17 protein-coding genes, 2 tRNA genes and 1 pseudogene are annotated in these 15,499 nt (G+C 69.7%); 10 read left to right on the forward strand and 10 right to left on the reverse strand.

All coding sequences use genetic code 11. The annotated features are described in order from the left end of the window. Positions 1 to 271: 271 nt before the first annotated feature. Positions 272 to 342, forward strand: a tRNA-Gly gene (locus NYF13_RS36265). A gap of 92 nt (positions 343 to 434) precedes the next feature. Here NYF13_RS36265 and NYF13_RS36270 read toward each other — a convergent pair. Continuing rightward, positions 435 to 1,085, reverse strand: a complete 651-nt coding sequence (locus NYF13_RS36270) for a hypothetical protein (RefSeq protein ID WP_315654870.1) — start codon at positions 1,083 to 1,085, stop codon at positions 435 to 437. 188 nt (positions 1,086 to 1,273) lie between these two features. On the opposite strand from NYF13_RS36270, the gene NYF13_RS36275 reads away from it, so the two are divergent. Further along, the gene (locus NYF13_RS36275) at positions 1,274 to 1,801 is read left to right on the forward strand and encodes a GNAT family N-acetyltransferase (protein ID WP_315654868.1); all 528 of its coding nucleotides are present in this window, start codon (positions 1,274 to 1,276) and stop codon (positions 1,799 to 1,801) included. Here the strand turns inward: NYF13_RS36275 and NYF13_RS36280 are convergent. Together NYF13_RS36280 and NYF13_RS36285 are read right to left on the reverse strand one after the other, a co-directional pair. Beyond that, on the reverse strand, positions 1,794 to 2,120 hold the full coding sequence (locus NYF13_RS36280; protein ID WP_315654867.1) for an MmcQ/YjbR family DNA-binding protein: 327 nt from the start codon (positions 2,118 to 2,120) through the stop codon (positions 1,794 to 1,796). The genes NYF13_RS36275 and NYF13_RS36280 overlap by 8 nt on opposite strands. Before the next feature lie 86 nt (positions 2,121 to 2,206). Beyond that, complete coding sequence (locus NYF13_RS36285; RefSeq protein WP_315654866.1) at positions 2,207 to 3,895, reverse strand: bifunctional metallophosphatase/5'-nucleotidase; 1,689 nt, start codon at positions 3,893 to 3,895, stop codon at positions 2,207 to 2,209. A 256-nt stretch (positions 3,896 to 4,151) separates the two neighbouring features. Here NYF13_RS36285 and NYF13_RS36290 point away from each other — a divergent pair, with 256 nt between their 5' ends. Then, complete coding sequence (locus NYF13_RS36290) at positions 4,152 to 4,793, forward strand: VanZ family protein (RefSeq protein ID WP_315654865.1); 642 nt, start codon at positions 4,152 to 4,154, stop codon at positions 4,791 to 4,793. Here NYF13_RS36290 and NYF13_RS36295 read toward each other — a convergent pair. Next, positions 4,734 to 4,910, reverse strand: a complete 177-nt coding sequence (locus NYF13_RS36295; protein WP_315654864.1) for a hypothetical protein — start codon at positions 4,908 to 4,910, stop codon at positions 4,734 to 4,736. The two genes, NYF13_RS36290 and NYF13_RS36295, sit on opposite strands and share 60 nt — an antisense overlap. A gap of 207 nt (positions 4,911 to 5,117) precedes the next feature. Between NYF13_RS36295 and mug (NYF13_RS36300) the strand changes: the two genes are divergently transcribed. The 3 genes from mug (NYF13_RS36300) to NYF13_RS36310 all read left to right on the forward strand — a co-directional run bounded on the left by mug (NYF13_RS36300) (position 5,118) and on the right by NYF13_RS36310 (position 7,731). Beyond that, entirely contained in the window at positions 5,118 to 5,696 is a 579-nt protein-coding gene (gene mug, locus NYF13_RS36300) for a G/U mismatch-specific DNA glycosylase (RefSeq protein ID WP_315654863.1), read from the forward strand. Between the two features lie 266 nt (positions 5,697 to 5,962). Beyond that, entirely contained in the window at positions 5,963 to 6,757 is a 795-nt protein-coding gene (locus tag NYF13_RS36305) for a response regulator transcription factor (protein WP_315654861.1), read from the forward strand. A gap of 158 nt (positions 6,758 to 6,915) precedes the next feature. Beyond that, the gene (locus NYF13_RS36310) at positions 6,916 to 7,731 is read left to right on the forward strand and encodes an acyl-CoA dehydrogenase family protein (RefSeq protein WP_315662596.1); all 816 of its coding nucleotides are present in this window, start codon (positions 6,916 to 6,918) and stop codon (positions 7,729 to 7,731) included. A 90-nt stretch (positions 7,732 to 7,821) separates the two neighbouring features. Here the strand turns inward: NYF13_RS36310 and NYF13_RS36315 are convergent. The 3 genes and pseudogenes from NYF13_RS36315 to mug (NYF13_RS36325) form a co-directional block, all read right to left on the reverse strand. Further along, positions 7,822 to 8,583, reverse strand: a pseudogene (locus tag NYF13_RS36315) (acyl-CoA dehydrogenase family protein); the annotation flags it as partial. 158 nt (positions 8,584 to 8,741) lie between these two features. Next, entirely contained in the window at positions 8,742 to 9,536 is a 795-nt protein-coding gene (locus NYF13_RS36320; protein WP_315654861.1) for a response regulator transcription factor, read from the reverse strand. 266 nt (positions 9,537 to 9,802) lie between these two features. Continuing rightward, positions 9,803 to 10,381: a G/U mismatch-specific DNA glycosylase gene (gene mug, locus NYF13_RS36325; protein ID WP_315654863.1), complete on the reverse strand. Its 579-nt coding sequence runs from the start codon at positions 10,379 to 10,381 to the stop codon at positions 9,803 to 9,805. Positions 10,382 to 10,588: 207 nt separating this feature from the next. Here mug (NYF13_RS36325) and NYF13_RS36330 point away from each other — a divergent pair, with 207 nt between their 5' ends. Further along, positions 10,589 to 10,765: a hypothetical protein gene (locus tag NYF13_RS36330; protein ID WP_315654864.1), complete on the forward strand. Its 177-nt coding sequence runs from the start codon at positions 10,589 to 10,591 to the stop codon at positions 10,763 to 10,765. On the opposite strand, the gene NYF13_RS36335 is transcribed toward NYF13_RS36330, so the two are convergent. Next, positions 10,706 to 11,347, reverse strand: coding sequence for a VanZ family protein (locus NYF13_RS36335; protein ID WP_315654865.1), 642 nt, complete (start codon positions 11,345 to 11,347; stop codon positions 10,706 to 10,708). The two genes, NYF13_RS36330 and NYF13_RS36335, sit on opposite strands and share 60 nt — an antisense overlap. Before the next feature lie 256 nt (positions 11,348 to 11,603). Here NYF13_RS36335 and NYF13_RS36340 point away from each other — a divergent pair, with 256 nt between their 5' ends. Together NYF13_RS36340 and NYF13_RS36345 are read left to right on the forward strand one after the other, a co-directional pair. Then, the gene (locus tag NYF13_RS36340) at positions 11,604 to 13,292 is read left to right on the forward strand and encodes a bifunctional metallophosphatase/5'-nucleotidase (protein ID WP_315654866.1); all 1,689 of its coding nucleotides are present in this window, start codon (positions 11,604 to 11,606) and stop codon (positions 13,290 to 13,292) included. Positions 13,293 to 13,378: 86 nt separating this feature from the next. Next, positions 13,379 to 13,705 carry an MmcQ/YjbR family DNA-binding protein gene (locus NYF13_RS36345; protein ID WP_315654867.1) on the forward strand — a complete coding sequence of 109 codons (327 nt, stop codon included), beginning with the start codon at positions 13,379 to 13,381 and terminating at the stop codon, positions 13,703 to 13,705. Here the strand turns inward: NYF13_RS36345 and NYF13_RS36350 are convergent. Next, positions 13,698 to 14,225 carry a GNAT family N-acetyltransferase gene (locus NYF13_RS36350; protein WP_315654868.1) on the reverse strand — a complete coding sequence of 176 codons (528 nt, stop codon included), beginning with the start codon at positions 14,223 to 14,225 and terminating at the stop codon, positions 13,698 to 13,700. The two genes, NYF13_RS36345 and NYF13_RS36350, sit on opposite strands and share 8 nt — an antisense overlap. A 188-nt stretch (positions 14,226 to 14,413) precedes the next feature. Here NYF13_RS36350 and NYF13_RS36355 point away from each other — a divergent pair, with 188 nt between their 5' ends. Continuing rightward, positions 14,414 to 15,064: a hypothetical protein gene (locus NYF13_RS36355; protein ID WP_315654870.1), complete on the forward strand. Its 651-nt coding sequence runs from the start codon at positions 14,414 to 14,416 to the stop codon at positions 15,062 to 15,064. Positions 15,065 to 15,156: 92 nt separating this feature from the next. Here the strand turns inward: NYF13_RS36355 and NYF13_RS36360 are convergent. After that, a tRNA-Gly gene (locus NYF13_RS36360) sits at positions 15,157 to 15,227 on the reverse strand. Positions 15,228 to 15,499: the final 272 nt, after the last annotated feature.

Consider the following 15,499-nt stretch of genomic DNA (forward strand, 5'->3'; position numbering starts at 1 on the left):
CGGCCTTCCCGGACCCAGGCCACGAGCCGGTCGGCCGCCTGGTCCTCCCGCTGCGCGAACTCCCGCAACCGCCTGACCTGGCCTTCGTCCCCGTTGGCCCCGGTGCCCCGCCTCCGAGCCGCCAGCCGAAACCCACCCTGTCGAAACAACACCGGATCGTCCACGCCCGTCACCTCTCGCAGGAGTCGACAACAAGTGTTGTCACTTCCCCCAGGCGCCGTCAACCCACTGGACAGCCCCGCCGAGGCCCTGTGTATGCTGGTCGGGCACTGCGGATGTAGTTCAATGGTAGAACATCAGCTTCCCAAGCTGAATACGCGGGTTCGATTCCCGTCATCCGCTCTTTTCTTTTTCAGCAGTAATTCTTCAGCATTTCAGTGGGTGCCCACCGAATTTCGGTAGGCACCCACTGTGCTTTTCCCGCGCAGCTTCGCTCAGCCCTCGACCAGTTCCCAGTGCGCTCCTGGGGCCTCGCGGTCGAAGACCTGGCCCGGCGCGGCCTGGAGGACCGTCACCACGTCCGGGTAGAGGCGCACGACGTGCTCCAGTTCCATTCCCTCGACCTCGAAGTCCTCCGCCTCCGGGACCTCGAAGCCCACGAACAGCCAGGTTCCGTCGGTCTCGCGGACCACCTGGCGGACCGCGCGGGCCGGTGCGTCCGGGCCCGTGCCGATCTCCGCCAGGCCGGTGCTGAGCTGCACCTCTTCGAGTGGCGAACCGGGGTGCGACCAGGCGGCGACGCGCGTCTCGCGGACCGCGATGTCCTCGGACACGTCGTCGGAGTCCGCGACGGAGCTGAGCAGCCAGGTCGAGCGGTCCGGGTCCCAGTCCGCGGCCATGCCCGGGGGCAGTTCGGCCAGGGCCGTGAGCTGCGGCAGGCGTTCGACCGCCTCACGCAGGCGGACCGCGCCGAACTGCTCGCGGTTGACGGCCATGTCCTCGTCGAACTCGGCGCCGTCGCTGATGAACCAGTCGTCGTCATCGTCGAGGACGACGAAGGCCAGCTGGTCCGGGGACTCGATCAGCGCGTGCGCGAAGATCACCGGGGATTCCGGATCCTGCCGCAGCGGCCATTCGGTCGACATGCTCACTCCCCGCGTAGTTCCGGTGTGTGCGCACATCCCACCAGACCACCACCCCGGCCACGCGCACCGCCTCACCGAACGACGCACCACCGGCGCCGAAAACACCGCGTCCCCGAGCCGGAGCTCGGGCAGGATGAGACCCGACGTTCAGGACATCCTGCTGGTCGAGCGGGAGTGAGGGGAATCCGATGCTCATCGGAGAGCTGGTGCGGCTGCGCGCGCTCGAACCGTCGGACGCCGAACCGCTGTACCGCTGGGTCAACGACTGGGAGCTGGGCCGGTGGATGAACAACAGCCACCCGCATTCGCTCGACCAGATCCGCAAACTCTGTGAGGACCGCAAGGTCAACACCTACGCACAAGTGGTGCTCGGCATCGAGAGGATCGCCGACGGCCGGCTGCTCGGCGTCGTCGACCTGCGCGACGCCGAGCCCGAGCAGGGGCGCGCCGAGGTCGACATCTACATCGGCGACCGGGAGCACCAGGGCGGGGGCTACGGCACCGAGGCGTTGCGGCTGATGTGCCGGTACGGCTTCACGGTGATGCGGCTGCACCTGATCGCGCTGTGGGTGGTCGCGGAGAACGAGGCCGCCCGCCACGTCTACCGCAAGCTGGGCTTCGTCGAGGACGGCCGGCACCGCGAGTGCTTCCGCGGCCAGGACGGCCGGTACCACGACATGTACCTGATGAGCCTGCTCGAAGGCGAGCTCACCTGACCAGCCGCCGCGGGGCCTTCAGCCGCCAGGACTCGGTCAGCAGCTCACGCAGGTGCTGTCCGTCCACCCGGTCGAGATCGACCAGGATGATGCCGTACCCGTCGTAGTGCGGGGTGGTGAAGAACGCCGGATCACCCCCGTCGAGCAGGGCGGCCTTCTCGTCCAGGCCGCAGAACAGCACGAGCCCGCCCTCCGCGTCGGTTCGCAGGCGGGTGAAACCCTTGCCCGCCACCTTCAACGCCGGGGTGCGGTACCAGGTGGATTCCTCGGTCTCCGGCAGTTCCGTCCCGAGCGCCACCACGTCTTCCCAGGTCACCATGACCCCATCGTCGCGCACGGGCCCGCGGCCGTCTTGGCAAAACGGGAGCCCCGCCGGAACGCGGCGGGGCTCCCGGGCCGGGAAAGCTACGGCGTGACCGTGATCCGGTCCGCCGGCGGCGGCGCCACGCCCGGGTGCGCGCCGAGGTAGGCGATCAGCGCGTCCAGGTCGACCGGGCCGCCCGCCAGGTCGGTGCCCTTGGTGAACTCGGTGAACCCGTCGCCGCCCGCGGCGAGGAAGTTGTTCACCGACACGCGGAACGTCGCGGCCGGGTCCACCGGCGTGCCGTTCACGCTGAGCTTCGAGATGCGCGAGCCGACCGGCGCCGACGCCGAGTAGGTGTAGTGCAGCGTGCTCGAGATCTGCAGGATCTTGGTCCCACCGGACTGGCCCCACTGCTGCTCCAGCACGTTCTTCAGGTTCGCGCCGGTGAGCGTGATGGTCTGCATGATGTTCGCGAACGGCTGCACGGTGAACGCCTCGCCGTAGGTGACCACGCCGTCGCCCTCGCCGTTCGGCGAGGAGGCGTAGTTCAGGTCGGCGCGGATGCCGCCGGGGTTGGTGATGGCGATCTGCGCGTTGGTGGACTTGGTGCCCTCCAGCTGCGCGTCGGCGATGACGTCACCGAGCGTCGACTCGCCCGAGGGCGCGCCGGCCGCCTTGAGATCCGCGGTGATGGTGCCGACCGGCTGGTTGGCGATCGGGGCGGCCTTGGTCCTGGCCTCGTCGACCAGCTTGGCCACGGCCGGGTCCGGGGTGACGTCCCGGGTGACGATCTCGTTGTGCGCCTTGCTCTGCGACCGCACGACGTCGCGGGTGCGCAGGTCGATCTTCAGGTCCAGCACGGACAGCAACCGGCCGAACGAGGCACCCTGGGTGACCGTGCGCGGCCGGCCCGCCGGATCGTTGATCACGCAGTTGTACTGCTGGTGGCTGTGCCCGGTGAAGATGGCGTCGACCTCGGGGCTGACGTTCTTCGCGATGGTCGCGGCGGGGCCGCCCGGTTGCAGCTTGCAGTCGTCGGGCCCGGAGTTGACCTCGGTGCTGTCGCCCTGGTGCAGGAGCACGACCTGGGCCTTGACGCCGAGCGCGTCCAGCAGGTTCGCGGTGCGGTTGATGGACTGCACCTCGTCACCGAACTTCAGGCCCTTGATCGCCTCCGGCGTGACGACGGTGGGCAGGTCCTTCAGCGTGGCGCCGATGATGCCGATCGGCACGCCGCCGGAGAACTGGACGGTGAACGGCAGCAGCGCGGGCAGGCCGTTGGTGAAGTACACGTTGGAGCCCAGCAGCGGGAACCGCGCGCCGTCGTAGGACTTGCGGAACTGGCAGCCGTCGGTCTTGTTGCAGCCGCCGAACTGCATGCGCAGCAGCTCCTGGTAGCCCTCGTCGAACTCGTGGTTGCCCACCACGGACGCCTTGACCCCGAGCAGGTTGAGGAAGTCGATGGTCGGTTCGTCGTGGAACAGGGCGGAGATCACCGGCGACGCGCCGACGTTGTCGCCCGCGGAGAGCACCATCGAGTTGCGGACCTGCGACTGCAACTGCTTCACGTGCGTCGCCAGGTAGGCGGCTCCGCCCGCGTCCACAGTGGACCCGTTCGACAACGTGACGCGCCCGCTCGAGCCGGCCGGCGGATCGAGGTTGCCGTGCAGGTCGTTGAACGTGATGATGCGGACGTCCGTGGTCTGGGCCGCCGACGCGGGTGCGCTCGTGACGGCCACCGTGGCCAGTGCGGCCGCGGCGGTGGCCGCGATCCGGGTGAAGAGCCTCATGTTTCCTCCGGTTTCGCGCCCGATGTCCCCTGAAACGGGCGCCCGGCGTCGCAGTCTGCCCAAAGGGGAGGTCGGTCACCAGAGGAAGAAGCCGGGCGATAGGGAAATGTCACCCGGCGTTGGTGCTCCCGTCGACGGCGAGCCGGGCCCCGGCCGATCGGCTCGGGCCCGCCTCGGCCAGATGGCCGACCCCCGGGCGGCCCGACCGGCTCTTCGACCGAAGTACGCGCCCGCCCAGCTCCATAGCGTTCTTCTCATGACGAACGCACAGGTCACCGCCCTGCAGTACGGACTGATCGGGTTCCTCGCGGTGTGGTCGACGATCCTCGTCCCCCAGCTCGTGCTGCAGTTCGCGCGGTACGGGCGGCCGCGGGTTCGCGGGCTGGTGACCACGGCCGCGGTCGTCCTCTACGCGAGCATGACGCTCGCCGTGGTGTTCCTGCCGTTGCCCGGGGCGCACAGCCGGCGACTGGAGCAGACCGTGCAGCTGCGGCCGTTCCAGTGGATCGGCGACATCCACACCGAGCTGCTCAAGCACGGCCTCCCGGCGGCGCACTGGTTCACCACGCAGACCTTCCAGCAGGTCGCGCTCAACGTGCTGCTGTTCGTGCCGCTCGGGGTGTTCGCGCGGATGCTGTGGCGCCGCGGGCTGGCCGGGACGCTGGCCATCGGGGCCGCCGCGTCCCTCGCCATCGAGATCACGCAGCTCACCGCCAACTTCGGCACCGCGCCGTTCGCCTACCGGATCTTCGACGTCGACGACCTCATGACCAACACCTTCGGGGCCGGGGTCGGCTGGCTCTTCGCCGCGGTGCTGCTCTCCCTGCGCGGCGTTCCTTCAACGGTCCACGCGCAGACGGCCCGGCGCGAGCGGGTCGACTTCGCCCAGGCGCGCTAGCCGGGCCTGGCGCTGCAGCGCCGCCCGCTTGGCGGCGCGCCGGTCCTCCAGGACCACGATCAGCGCCGCGATGGCGATGACCAGGGCCACCAGGCCGAGGACGAGCAAAACCGGCATGCGGCCGCCTCTCCGACGTCGTTGTGCGAGAGATCACACAGGCTACCCAGCCGGGTGGCGGCTCCGCTACCCCGTGTGCGGAGAAGCCGTCCCGGCCGACGGTCACCGCGGACATCGGCCGAGGTCAGGGCTTCGACCACCGGTTCAGCCGGGCCGAAATCCCGTGGCGGCCGCCAGCCGGGAGGGGAGGACCGGGAGACTGGGCGGATGGGCACCCGACCAACCCCGGAGCAACTGGCCGCCGCAGCCGGCACGACCGTCCCGGACGTGCTGGCCCCCGGTCTCGACGTGCTGTTCTGCGGGATCAACCCCGGCCTGTACTCCGCCGTGCTCGGCCTGCACTTCGCCCGGCCCGGCAACCGGTTCTGGCCCGCCCTGCACCGCGGCGGCTTCACCCCGCGGCAGTTCGACCCCAGCGAGCAGCACGAGCTGCTCGCGCTGAAGCTCGGCGTCACCAACGTCGCCGAACGGGCCACCGCGCGGGCCGACGAGCTGAGCGACGACGAGCTGCGCGCCGGCGGGCAGGCGCTGATCGCCAAGGTCGAGCGCGCCGAGCCGCGCTGGCTGGCCGTGCTGGGCATCGGCGCGTACCGCCTGGCCTTCAATGACCCGAAGGCCCGCGTCGGCCGCCAGGAGCGCCGGATCGGCCCGACGAGAGTCTGGGCCCTGCCCAATCCGAGCGGCCTCAACGCCCACTGGACACCGGCCGGGCTGGCCGAGGAATTCGCCGCGCTCCGCACACAGCTTGTCACCGAGCGCCCATCGAACGGGCTACACCCTCAGTAGCAACCGGAGCAACCTCCTCGGCCGGGCGGCGGCGGATCACCGCAGATCACTGCCGCTTTTCTACCGAGGGTTTGCTGCGACCGGCCGATACGGCCATGAGGGGGAAACCGCGTCACGAGGTGCTTCCCGGGTACTCGCATCAGAGACAAGATGTCTTTCCCGTCCGGTCCCGCAGGGGGGATCGGGTGGTGCCGGACGGCACGTCCAGGGGGCGCCGCCCCCGCGTCCGGCCACCCGGGAACGACCTGGATTACCGGAGGCCCGAGATGCGCGGCATCGAGCCCCAACGAACGCCCGTGACACCGGGACTGCCCGGTGCGACCCGCAGCCTCGGGGTCGCCGTGGTCGACCCCATCCCGATCTTCCGCGAGGGGCTGGCCGCGATGGTGCACCGCAGCCCCGGACTGCACTGGGCCGGGCAGGCGGCGAGCCACCACGCGGCGCTCCAGCTGTGCGAGCAGGCGCGGCCCGACGTCACGATCATCGACTCGGCGCTGGACCCCAACTGCCACCTGACCAAGCTGCTCGCCACGGGCGATCCGGCCCTGCTGCTGGTGATGCTCGTGCGCGACGTCAACCGGACGCAGCAGTACCTGTCCACCGCCATCGCCGCGGGAGCGCACGCGATCGTGCCCCGGGCGGTGGACCCGCGGCGGCTCGCGGAGGCCATCCGGCGCGCGCACTCCGACCGCCGGTACATCGACCCGGCGCTGGCCGCGCTCACCGCCAGACCGAAACGCCAGCCCTCGCCCAGGGCCGCGCCGGCCGAGGACCAGCTCGCACCGCAGCCGCCGAGGGGCGCCATGCCCCTGTCGCGCCGCGAGTACCAGGTGCTGCAACTCGTGGCCGAGGGACTGGAGAACTCGGCGATCGCCAAGCTGCTGTTCCTGTCCGTGGAAACGGTCCGCACGCACGTGAAGAGCATCCTGCGCAAACTGTCCGCACGGGATCGGACACACGCGGTGACCATCGCGTTCCGCAGCGGCATCCTCATCCCGCGCGCGGACGACGGGCACCATCCCGTGGTCCCCCAACCGGCCGTGGCGCGCAGCACCCTCTGACCACTCCGTCCAGGTCGGTGTCGGTTTTTCGGCGGAATTCCACCCGGGAAAGGGCCGATTCACTTGCTCCGGTTACTCGTAGGTAATATCCTGAAGTTACCGGCGAGTAAGGGAACCTGCGCCCGGCCGGAAAGCCGAACCCAAAACGGAGTGACGACATGGGCCACTACAAGAGCAACGTCCGAGACCTGGAGTTCAACCTCTTCGAGGTGCTCGGTGTACAGGAGCGCCTCGGCCAGGGCGTGCTCGCCGAGTCGGACGAGGAGACCGCGCGCGGAGTGCTGGCCGAGCTGAACAAGCTCGCCACCGGCCCGCTGTCCGAGTCCTACGCCGACGCGGACCGGAACCCGCCGGTGTACGACCCCGAGACGTTCAGCGTGAAGATCCCCGAGTCGTTCAAGAAGAGCTACCAGCAGCTGATGGACGGCGAGTGGTGGCGTCTCGGGCTGACCGACGACCTCGGCGGCTTCGGCCTGCCCCCGACGGTGCAGTGGGCCGCGGCCGAGCTGATCCTCGGCGCCAACGCCCCGCTGTTCATGTACATGGCGGGCCCGAACTTCGCGATGATCGTGAACAAGAACGGCACCGAAGAGCAGCGGCACTGGGCGCAGATCATGATCGACCGCCAGTGGGGCGCGACGATGGTGCTGACCGAGCCGGACGCCGGCTCCGACGTCGGCGCGGGCCGCACCAAGGCGGTCAAGCAGGAGGACGGCTCCTGGCACATCGACGGGGTGAAGCGGTTCATCACCTCCGCCGAGCACGACATGAGCGAAAACATCATGCACCTGGTGCTGGCGCGCCCCGAGGGCCCCGGCATCGAGACCAAGCCCGGCACGAAGGGCCTCTCGCTGTTCCTGGTGCCGAAGTTCCACTTCGACTCGAAGACCGGCGAGCTGGGCGCGCATCTCGCACGGCTCCACATCACTATGTATGAGCTCTCTCACAACACCACGGAGGGCGGAGAGTGGTAGGCCAGTACACTCAGAGCCAGGCGGCTAAAAAAAGTCCGAGGATGGAGGAAGGCGCGGAGGGTGAAAAGAGAGAGACTATACATAGTGATTGTGGCGGCCGTTGCGCTCGCCCAGCTCGCCGGTCTTCGAGTCGAAGTGGAACTTCGGCACCAGGAACAGCGAGAGGCCCTTCGTGCCGGGCTTGGTCTCGATGCCGGGGCCCTCGGGGCGCGCCAGCACCAGGTGCATGATGTTTTCGCTCATGTCGTGCTCGGCGGAGGTGATGAACCGCTTCACCCCGTCGATGTGCCAGGAGCCGTCCTCCTGCTTGACCGCCTTGGTGCGGCCCGCGCCGACGTCGGAGCCGGCGTCCGGCTCGGTCAGCACCATCGTCGCGCCCCACTGGCGGTCGATCATGATCTGCGCCCAGTGCCGCTGCTCTTCGGTGCCGTTCTTGTTCACGATCATCGCGAAGTTCGGGCCCGCCATGTACATGAACAGCGGGGCGTTGGCGCCGAGGATCAGCTCGGCCGCGGCCCACTGCACCGTCGGGGGCAGGCCGAAGCCGCCGAGGTCGTCGGTCAGCCCGAGACGCCACCACTCGCCGTCCATCAGCTGCTGGTAGCTCTTCTTGAACGACTCGGGGATCTTCACGCTGAACGTCTCGGGGTCGTACACCGGCGGGTTCCGGTCCGCGTCGGCGTAGGACTCGGACAGCGGGCCGGTGGCGAGCTTGTTCAGCTCGGCCAGCACTCCGCGCGCGGTCTCCTCGTCCGACTCGGCGAGCACGCCCTGGCCGAGGCGCTCCTGTACACCGAGCACCTCGAAGAGGTTGAACTCCAGGTCTCGGACGTTGCTCTTGTAGTGGCCCATGTCGTCACTCCGTTTTGGGTTCGGCTTTCCGGCCGGGCGCAGGTTCCCTTACTCGCCGGTAACTTCAGGATATTACCTACGAGTAACCGGAGCAAGTGAATCGGCCCTTTCCCGGGTGGAATTCCGCCGAAAAACCGACACCGACCTGGACGGAGTGGTCAGAGGGTGCTGCGCGCCACGGCCGGTTGGGGGACCACGGGATGGTGCCCGTCGTCCGCGCGCGGGATGAGGATGCCGCTGCGGAACGCGATGGTCACCGCGTGTGTCCGATCCCGTGCGGACAGTTTGCGCAGGATGCTCTTCACGTGCGTGCGGACCGTTTCCACGGACAGGAACAGCAGCTTGGCGATCGCCGAGTTCTCCAGTCCCTCGGCCACGAGTTGCAGCACCTGGTACTCGCGGCGCGACAGGGGCATGGCGCCCCTCGGCGGCTGCGGTGCGAGCTGGTCCTCGGCCGGCGCGGCCCTGGGCGAGGGCTGGCGTTTCGGTCTGGCGGTGAGCGCGGCCAGCGCCGGGTCGATGTACCGGCGGTCGGAGTGCGCGCGCCGGATGGCCTCCGCGAGCCGCCGCGGGTCCACCGCCCGGGGCACGATCGCGTGCGCTCCCGCGGCGATGGCGGTGGACAGGTACTGCTGCGTCCGGTTGACGTCGCGCACGAGCATCACCAGCAGCAGGGCCGGATCGCCCGTGGCGAGCAGCTTGGTCAGGTGGCAGTTGGGGTCCAGCGCCGAGTCGATGATCGTGACGTCGGGCCGCGCCTGCTCGCACAGCTGGAGCGCCGCGTGGTGGCTCGCCGCCTGCCCGGCCCAGTGCAGTCCGGGGCTGCGGTGCACCATCGCGGCCAGCCCCTCGCGGAAGATCGGGATGGGGTCGACCACGGCGACCCCGAGGCTGCGGGTCGCACCGGGCAGTCCCGGTGTCACGGGCGTTCGTTGGGGCTCGATGCCGCGCATCTCGGGCCTCCGGTAATCCAGGTCGTTCCCGGGTGGCCGGACGCGGGGGCGGCGCCCCCTGGACGTGCCGTCCGGCACCACCCGATCCCCCCTGCGGGACCGGACGGGAAAGACATCTTGTCTCTGATGCGAGTACCCGGGAAGCACCTCGTGACGCGGTTTCCCCCTCATGGCCGTATCGGCCGGTCGCAGCAAACCCTCGGTAGAAAAGCGGCAGTGATCTGCGGTGATCCGCCGCCGCCCGGCCGAGGAGGTTGCTCCGGTTGCTACTGAGGGTGTAGCCCGTTCGATGGGCGCTCGGTGACAAGCTGTGTGCGGAGCGCGGCGAATTCCTCGGCCAGCCCGGCCGGTGTCCAGTGGGCGTTGAGGCCGCTCGGATTGGGCAGGGCCCAGACTCTCGTCGGGCCGATCCGGCGCTCCTGGCGGCCGACGCGGGCCTTCGGGTCATTGAAGGCCAGGCGGTACGCGCCGATGCCCAGCACGGCCAGCCAGCGCGGCTCGGCGCGCTCGACCTTGGCGATCAGCGCCTGCCCGCCGGCGCGCAGCTCGTCGTCGCTCAGCTCGTCGGCCCGCGCGGTGGCCCGTTCGGCGACGTTGGTGACGCCGAGCTTCAGCGCGAGCAGCTCGTGCTGCTCGCTGGGGTCGAACTGCCGCGGGGTGAAGCCGCCGCGGTGCAGGGCGGGCCAGAACCGGTTGCCGGGCCGGGCGAAGTGCAGGCCGAGCACGGCGGAGTACAGGCCGGGGTTGATCCCGCAGAACAGCACGTCGAGACCGGGGGCCAGCACGTCCGGGACGGTCGTGCCGGCTGCGGCGGCCAGTTGCTCCGGGGTTGGTCGGGTGCCCATCCGCCCAGTCTCCCGGTCCTCCCCTCCCGGCTGGCGGCCGCCACGGGATTTCGGCCCGGCTGAACCGGTGGTCGAAGCCCTGACCTCGGCCGATGTCCGCGGTGACCGTCGGCCGGGACGGCTTCTCCGCACACGGGGTAGCGGAGCCGCCACCCGGCTGGGTAGCCTGTGTGATCTCTCGCACAACGACGTCGGAGAGGCGGCCGCATGCCGGTTTTGCTCGTCCTCGGCCTGGTGGCCCTGGTCATCGCCATCGCGGCGCTGATCGTGGTCCTGGAGGACCGGCGCGCCGCCAAGCGGGCGGCGCTGCAGCGCCAGGCCCGGCTAGCGCGCCTGGGCGAAGTCGACCCGCTCGCGCCGGGCCGTCTGCGCGTGGACCGTTGAAGGAACGCCGCGCAGGGAGAGCAGCACCGCGGCGAAGAGCCAGCCGACCCCGGCCCCGAAGGTGTTGGTCATGAGGTCGTCGACGTCGAAGATCCGGTAGGCGAACGGCGCGGTGCCGAAGTTGGCGGTGAGCTGCGTGATCTCGATGGCGAGGGACGCGGCGGCCCCGATGGCCAGCGTCCCGGCCAGCCCGCGGCGCCACAGCATCCGCGCGAACACCCCGAGCGGCACGAACAGCAGCACGTTGAGCGCGACCTGCTGGAAGGTCTGCGTGGTGAACCAGTGCGCCGCCGGGAGGCCGTGCTTGAGCAGCTCGGTGTGGATGTCGCCGATCCACTGGAACGGCCGCAGCTGCACGGTCTGCTCCAGTCGCCGGCTGTGCGCCCCGGGCAACGGCAGGAACACCACGGCGAGCGTCATGCTCGCGTAGAGGACGACCGCGGCCGTGGTCACCAGCCCGCGAACCCGCGGCCGCCCGTACCGCGCGAACTGCAGCACGAGCTGGGGGACGAGGATCGTCGACCACACCGCGAGGAACCCGATCAGTCCGTACTGCAGGGCGGTGACCTGTGCGTTCGTCATGAGAAGAACGCTATGGAGCTGGGCGGGCGCGTACTTCGGTCGAAGAGCCGGTCGGGCCGCCCGGGGGTCGGCCATCTGGCCGAGGCGGGCCCGAGCCGATCGGCCGGGGCCCGGCTCGCCGTCGACGGGAGCACCAACGCCGGGTGACATTTCCCTATCGCCCGGCTTCTTCCTCTGGTGACCGACCTCCCCTTTGGGCAGACTGCGACGCCGGGCGCCCGTTTCAGGGGACATCGGGCGCGAAACCGGAGGAAACATGAGGCTCTTCACCCGGATCGCGGCCACCGCCGCGGCCGCACTGGCCACGGTGGCCGTCACGAGCGCACCCGCGTCGGCGGCCCAGACCACGGACGTCCGCATCATCACGTTCAACGACCTGCACGGCAACCTCGATCCGCCGGCCGGCTCGAGCGGGCGCGTCACGTTGTCGAACGGGTCCACTGTGGACGCGGGCGGAGCCGCCTACCTGGCGACGCACGTGAAGCAGTTGCAGTCGCAGGTCCGCAACTCGATGGTGCTCTCCGCGGGCGACAACGTCGGCGCGTCGCCGGTGATCTCCGCCCTGTTCCACGACGAACCGACCATCGACTTCCTCAACCTGCTCGGGGTCAAGGCGTCCGTGGTGGGCAACCACGAGTTCGACGAGGGCTACCAGGAGCTGCTGCGCATGCAGTTCGGCGGCTGCAACAAGACCGACGGCTGCCAGTTCCGCAAGTCCTACGACGGCGCGCGGTTCCCGCTGCTGGGCTCCAACGTGTACTTCACCAACGGCCTGCCCGCGCTGCTGCCGTTCACCGTCCAGTTCTCCGGCGGCGTGCCGATCGGCATCATCGGCGCCACGCTGAAGGACCTGCCCACCGTCGTCACGCCGGAGGCGATCAAGGGCCTGAAGTTCGGTGACGAGGTGCAGTCCATCAACCGCACCGCGAACCTGCTGGACGCGCTCGGCGTCAAGGCCCAGGTCGTGCTCCTGCACCAGGGCGACAGCACCGAGGTCAACTCCGGGCCCGACGACTGCAAGCTGCAACCGGGCGGCCCCGCCGCGACCATCGCGAAGAACGTCAGCCCCGAGGTCGACGCCATCTTCACCGGGCACAGCCACCAGCAGTACAACTGCGTGATCAACGATCCGGCGGGCCGGCCGCGCACGGTCACCCAGGGTGCCTCGTTCGGCCGGTTGCTGTCCGTGCTGGACCTGAAGATCGACCTGCGCACCCGCGACGTCGTGCGGTCGCAGAGCAAGGCGCACAACGAGATCGTCACCCGGGACGTCACCCCGGACCCGGCCGTGGCCAAGCTGGTCGACGAGGCCAGGACCAAGGCCGCCCCGATCGCCAACCAGCCGGTCGGCACCATCACCGCGGATCTCAAGGCGGCCGGCGCGCCCTCGGGCGAGTCGACGCTCGGTGACGTCATCGCCGACGCGCAGCTGGAGGGCACCAAGTCCACCAACGCGCAGATCGCCATCACCAACCCCGGCGGCATCCGCGCCGACCTGAACTACGCCTCCTCGCCGAACGGCGAGGGCGACGGCGTGGTCACCTACGGCGAGGCGTTCACCGTGCAGCCGTTCGCGAACATCATGCAGACCATCACGCTCACCGGCGCGAACCTGAAGAACGTGCTGGAGCAGCAGTGGGGCCAGTCCGGTGGGACCAAGATCCTGCAGATCTCGAGCACGCTGCACTACACCTACTCGGCGTCGGCGCCGGTCGGCTCGCGCATCTCGAAGCTCAGCGTGAACGGCACGCCGGTGGACCCGGCCGCGACGTTCCGCGTGTCGGTGAACAACTTCCTCGCCGCGGGCGGCGACGGGTTCACCGAGTTCACCAAGGGCACCGACCTGGCGGGCGGCCCGGTCGACCTGGACGCGCTGATCGCCTACCTCGGCGCGCACCCGGGCGTGGCGCCGCCGCCGGCGGACCGGATCACGGTCACGCCGTAGCTTTCCCGGCCCGGGAGCCCCGCCGCGTTCCGGCGGGGCTCCCGTTTTGCCAAGACGGCCGCGGGCCCGTGCGCGACGATGGGGTCATGGTGACCTGGGAAGACGTGGTGGCGCTCGGGACGGAACTGCCGGAGACCGAGGAATCCACCTGGTACCGCACCCCGGCGTTGAAGGTGGCGGGCAAGGGTTTCACCCGCCTGCGAACCGACGCGGAGGGCGGGCTCGTGCTGTTCTGCGGCCTGGACGAGAAGGCCGCCCTGCTCGACGGGGGTGATCCGGCGTTCTTCACCACCCCGCACTACGACGGGTACGGCATCATCCTGGTCGATCTCGACCGGGTGGACGGACAGCACCTGCGTGAGCTGCTGACCGAGTCCTGGCGGCTGAAGGCCCCGCGGCGGCTGGTCAGGTGAGCTCGCCTTCGAGCAGGCTCATCAGGTACATGTCGTGGTACCGGCCGTCCTGGCCGCGGAAGCACTCGCGGTGCCGGCCGTCCTCGACGAAGCCCAGCTTGCGGTAGACGTGGCGGGCGGCCTCGTTCTCCGCGACCACCCACAGCGCGATCAGGTGCAGCCGCATCACCGTGAAGCCGTACCGGCACATCAGCCGCAACGCCTCGGTGCCGTAGCCCCCGCCCTGGTGCTCCCGGTCGCCGATGTAGATGTCGACCTCGGCGCGCCCCTGCTCGGGCTCGGCGTCGCGCAGGTCGACGACGCCGAGCAGCCGGCCGTCGGCGATCCTCTCGATGCCGAGCACCACTTGTGCGTAGGTGTTGACCTTGCGGTCCTCACAGAGTTTGCGGATCTGGTCGAGCGAATGCGGGTGGCTGTTGTTCATCCACCGGCCCAGCTCCCAGTCGTTGACCCAGCGGTACAGCGGTTCGGCGTCCGACGGTTCGAGCGCGCGCAGCCGCACCAGCTCTCCGATGAGCATCGGATTCCCCTCACTCCCGCTCGACCAGCAGGATGTCCTGAACGTCGGGTCTCATCCTGCCCGAGCTCCGGCTCGGGGACGCGGTGTTTTCGGCGCCGGTGGTGCGTCGTTCGGTGAGGCGGTGCGCGTGGCCGGGGTGGTGGTCTGGTGGGATGTGCGCACACACCGGAACTACGCGGGGAGTGAGCATGTCGACCGAATGGCCGCTGCGGCAGGATCCGGAATCCCCGGTGATCTTCGCGCACGCGCTGATCGAGTCCCCGGACCAGCTGGCCTTCGTCGTCCTCGACGATGACGACGACTGGTTCATCAGCGACGGCGCCGAGTTCGACGAGGACATGGCCGTCAACCGCGAGCAGTTCGGCGCGGTCCGCCTGCGTGAGGCGGTCGAACGCCTGCCGCAGCTCACGGCCCTGGCCGAACTGCCCCCGGGCATGGCCGCGGACTGGGACCCGGACCGCTCGACCTGGCTGCTCAGCTCCGTCGCGGACTCCGACGACGTGTCCGAGGACATCGCGGTCCGCGAGACGCGCGTCGCCGCCTGGTCGCACCCCGGTTCGCCACTCGAAGAGGTGCAGCTCAGCACCGGCCTGGCGGAGATCGGCACGGGCCCGGACGCACCGGCCCGCGCGGTCCGCCAGGTGGTCCGCGAGACCGACGGAACCTGGCTGTTCGTGGGCTTCGAGGTCCCGGAGGCGGAGGACTTCGAGGTCGAGGGAATGGAACTGGAGCACGTCGTGCGCCTCTACCCGGACGTGGTGACGGTCCTCCAGGCCGCGCCGGGCCAGGTCTTCGACCGCGAGGCCCCAGGAGCGCACTGGGAACTGGTCGAGGGCTGAGCGAAGCTGCGCGGGAAAAGCACAGTGGGTGCCTACCGAAATTCGGTGGGCACCCACTGAAATGCTGAAGAATTACTGCTGAAAAAGAAAAGAGCGGATGACGGGAATCGAACCCGCGTATTCAGCTTGGGAAGCTGATGTTCTACCATTGAACTACATCCGCAGTGCCCGACCAGCATACACAGGGCCTCGGCGGGGCTGTCCAGTGGGTTGACGGCGCCTGGGGGAAGTGACAACACTTGTTGTCGACTCCTGCGAGAGGTGACGGGCGTGGACGATCCGGTGTTGTTTCGACAGGGTGGGTTTCGGCTGGCGGCTCGGAGGCGGGGCACCGGGGCCAACGGGGACGAAGGCCAGGTCAGGCGGTTGCGGGAGTTCGCGCAGCGGGAGGACCAGGCGGCCGACCGGCTCGTGGCCTGGGTCCGGGAAGGCCGG

Source organism: Amycolatopsis sp. PS_44_ISF1 (genome assembly GCF_032335455.1).
In the GTDB taxonomy this organism is placed as follows: domain Bacteria; phylum Actinomycetota; class Actinomycetes; order Mycobacteriales; family Pseudonocardiaceae; genus Amycolatopsis.

What these genes read in the sequence shown, in the direction of transcription:
- NYF13_RS36270 (WP_315654870.1), bottom strand. Translation starts at nt 1,085, where the DNA reads ATGTCGACCGAATGGCCGCTGCGGCAGGATCCGGAATCCCCGGTGATC.
- NYF13_RS36275 (WP_315654868.1), top strand. Translation starts at nt 1,274, where the DNA reads ATGCTCATCGGAGAGCTGGTGCGGCTGCGCGCGCTCGAACCGTCGGAC.
- NYF13_RS36280 (WP_315654867.1), bottom strand. Translation starts at nt 2,120, where the DNA reads ATGGTGACCTGGGAAGACGTGGTGGCGCTCGGGACGGAACTGCCGGAG.
- NYF13_RS36285 (WP_315654866.1), bottom strand. Translation starts at nt 3,895, where the DNA reads ATGAGGCTCTTCACCCGGATCGCGGCCACCGCCGCGGCCGCACTGGCC.
- NYF13_RS36290 (WP_315654865.1), top strand. Translation starts at nt 4,152, where the DNA reads ATGACGAACGCACAGGTCACCGCCCTGCAGTACGGACTGATCGGGTTC.
- NYF13_RS36295 (WP_315654864.1), bottom strand. Translation starts at nt 4,910, where the DNA reads ATGCCGGTTTTGCTCGTCCTCGGCCTGGTGGCCCTGGTCATCGCCATC.
- mug (WP_315654863.1), top strand. Translation starts at nt 5,118, where the DNA reads ATGGGCACCCGACCAACCCCGGAGCAACTGGCCGCCGCAGCCGGCACG.
- NYF13_RS36305 (WP_315654861.1), top strand. Translation starts at nt 5,963, where the DNA reads ATGCGCGGCATCGAGCCCCAACGAACGCCCGTGACACCGGGACTGCCC.
- NYF13_RS36310 (WP_315662596.1), top strand. Translation starts at nt 6,916, where the DNA reads ATGGGCCACTACAAGAGCAACGTCCGAGACCTGGAGTTCAACCTCTTC.
- NYF13_RS36320 (WP_315654861.1), bottom strand. Translation starts at nt 9,536, where the DNA reads ATGCGCGGCATCGAGCCCCAACGAACGCCCGTGACACCGGGACTGCCC.
- mug (WP_315654863.1), bottom strand. Translation starts at nt 10,381, where the DNA reads ATGGGCACCCGACCAACCCCGGAGCAACTGGCCGCCGCAGCCGGCACG.
- NYF13_RS36330 (WP_315654864.1), top strand. Translation starts at nt 10,589, where the DNA reads ATGCCGGTTTTGCTCGTCCTCGGCCTGGTGGCCCTGGTCATCGCCATC.
- NYF13_RS36335 (WP_315654865.1), bottom strand. Translation starts at nt 11,347, where the DNA reads ATGACGAACGCACAGGTCACCGCCCTGCAGTACGGACTGATCGGGTTC.
- NYF13_RS36340 (WP_315654866.1), top strand. Translation starts at nt 11,604, where the DNA reads ATGAGGCTCTTCACCCGGATCGCGGCCACCGCCGCGGCCGCACTGGCC.
- NYF13_RS36345 (WP_315654867.1), top strand. Translation starts at nt 13,379, where the DNA reads ATGGTGACCTGGGAAGACGTGGTGGCGCTCGGGACGGAACTGCCGGAG.
- NYF13_RS36350 (WP_315654868.1), bottom strand. Translation starts at nt 14,225, where the DNA reads ATGCTCATCGGAGAGCTGGTGCGGCTGCGCGCGCTCGAACCGTCGGAC.
- NYF13_RS36355 (WP_315654870.1), top strand. Translation starts at nt 14,414, where the DNA reads ATGTCGACCGAATGGCCGCTGCGGCAGGATCCGGAATCCCCGGTGATC.